This window comes from Enterobacter sp. PTB (assembly GCF_051130085.1).
GTDB lineage: Bacteria > Pseudomonadota > Gammaproteobacteria > Enterobacterales > Enterobacteriaceae > Enterobacter > Enterobacter ludwigii.
This window is the reverse complement of the sequence record NZ_JBDKEE010000082.1, coordinates 1-2,014: the sequence shown is the minus strand read 5'-3', so window position 1 is coordinate 2,014 and position 2,014 is coordinate 1. Positions and strand designations below refer to the sequence as shown.

General features: G+C 42.0%; 3 protein-coding genes. All 3 read right to left on the bottom strand.

All coding sequences use genetic code 11. From position 1 onward, the window contains the following. Nucleotides 1-761: DUF4123 domain-containing protein (locus AAIR21_RS27630; RefSeq protein WP_434682801.1), on the bottom strand; the 761-nt coding region annotated here is incomplete at its 3' end. Between the two features lie 129 nt (nt 762-890). Further along, the gene (locus AAIR21_RS27625) at nt 891-1,418 is read right to left on the bottom strand and encodes a hypothetical protein (protein WP_434682800.1); all 528 of its coding nucleotides are present in this window, start codon (nt 1,416-1,418) and stop codon (nt 891-893) included. A 17-nt stretch (nt 1,419-1,435) separates the two neighbouring features. After that, on the bottom strand, nt 1,436-1,888 hold the full coding sequence (locus tag AAIR21_RS27620; RefSeq protein ID WP_434682799.1) for a hypothetical protein: 453 nt from the start codon (nt 1,886-1,888) through the stop codon (nt 1,436-1,438). Nucleotides 1,889-2,014 lie beyond the last annotated feature (126 nt).

Genomic DNA, 2,014 nt, shown 5'->3' with positions numbered 1-2,014 from the left:
AGGAAATCATCAATGCCCGGTATGAAAGCATCCTGCCGACAATCCTGATCAGCAAACGGGTACAGTTCGTTGTTTTCTGCATCGTGCCAGCAGGGATGGTGTTGCCGGAGGTGGGTCATATAGCGTTGAAGGGTATTCAGCAGGGAAGGCGTCAGAATGGCCTGCCACTGTAATTGACTGAGTGTTCGAGGTCGTTGAGTATCAGAGCTGTGGTCACCCTGATGTGCCAGCGTCAGCATTTCAGCCTGGCCATCTGGAGCAAGATGCCAGAATTCAGCGACGGGTCCAAAAAAGGCTGTTGCCTCAGGATGGGTACTGGCCTCCAGCAGCGGACGGACAACCTGCCAGTCGGCAAGACGTAACGTGACATCCTCCTGTTCAGGCGTGGTCACCAGTAACCATGAGCGCAGGTGCTGCGAAAGTACCTGTAGTTGCGTATCACTCGATTGGATACGATCTAACCAGGATAAACGGATCCCTATACCCCAATGATCATTAGTGAGAATATGCTCTTTCACCTGTTCCCAGTTATCCTGATTTACCGGGATGATATACGGTGAAATGGATGCATGAATGTCCCCAACCTTATCCCAGTAGAGATGTGCCAGATCATTATTTTTGGAATGACTCTCTGCTTGCCAGGGAACGGCATCATTAATGGCAGATTCAGCTAAAATAAAGCAACCACCTTTAGCAATGGTTTTTCGCCATTGTTCATGAGTGTTCTTATTGTGTAGTAGAAACGGCAGGGAATGTGGCACGGGAAAATCTCCAGAAAAAAGATCACAGTAAAGCATTGTAATGATGCTATAGTTTATTTTCTTCTTAATTCATTCCTCACAGTCAGTATTGCAAGGAAGTATCGCATCAGAGAAAAAAAAGAAAAATCTCTATTCCGGTGTATCAGGCAGCCTGTTATCACCTACTTTCCTAATTAAATCAAGCCCACCATTTTTGAGGAGATAATAATTATAAAATCGCTTATGTGTATCTTCATCAACTTCATACGTAACCAGCAAGCGGCTGTGTTTATTCATATAAAGAACATCCTCACCAACAGGATTATCATCCCCCTCGTAATACACCAAAAATGAACGTGACAGTGCCTTTCCTGTTCGTTTATTAATTAAGGCAATGACATGACATCCAGAACCTCCACACCCCCATACTGCCCGTGAATATTCACCCGCAAATTCCACCGGGTTTTGTAGCGCCTCCTTGAATCGGGTTCTATACATGTTTGTAAAATCATCTGTCCTATCAACATGTGATGCAACCGTCCCACTGTACACCTGCTTCACAGGGTAGTCTTTTCCTTTGGGTAACTCACCTGCTGCGACATTCCCAACTGAGAAGATATTTATAGCAAAAACAGATAGTAGAGAAATTAGTAGTGGATATTTATTTCTTAACTTCATTTTGCACACCATAAAAATCAATGCATAAAAAACCTATCAGGTAAAATGTCGGTTCCATTCTCTAAAGATCCGGATGGTATTGAACTTTGTATACCCCCCAAATCAAATGCTATAAATTTTTCACCACATGCATTGCATCCTCCCGATGAGGCAAGCACCAATGCTTTATTCTGTATACAATATGCGTTATAAAAAACATACTGCATCATGCTTACTTCCTCACCATTTTCATTTTCTCTTTTAATCATTCCTGAAAAAGGAGAGAGTTCTATTTTCTTATTATTAATGAATAACGTTTGCATTGTGCATTCAGGATTATCCATTTCAGCCTGCCCAGACCTTAAATTATTAACCTTGCAATTTGATAATATTTTAAAATCTCTCCCGCCACATTTTGATGAAATCTCAAAATTATCTCCAGCATAAACCTGAGACACAATAAACAAACAGATAAAAAATATTTTATTCACAGGTTAACCTTATAGTGTTTTGTGATGAAGTCGAACATACTTTGTTCAGTGGCCTGCAACGATGTAATCCCCAGGGAAAGATTACGAAACCCCGCAGCCCGCAAGGACTGACGCGAGATACTTCCT

Excerpts from the sequence above, each read along its gene's own strand:
- AAIR21_RS27625 (WP_434682800.1), bottom strand. The coding sequence starts at position 1,418 with ATGAAGTTAAGAAATAAATATCCACTACTAATTTCTCTACTATCTGTT.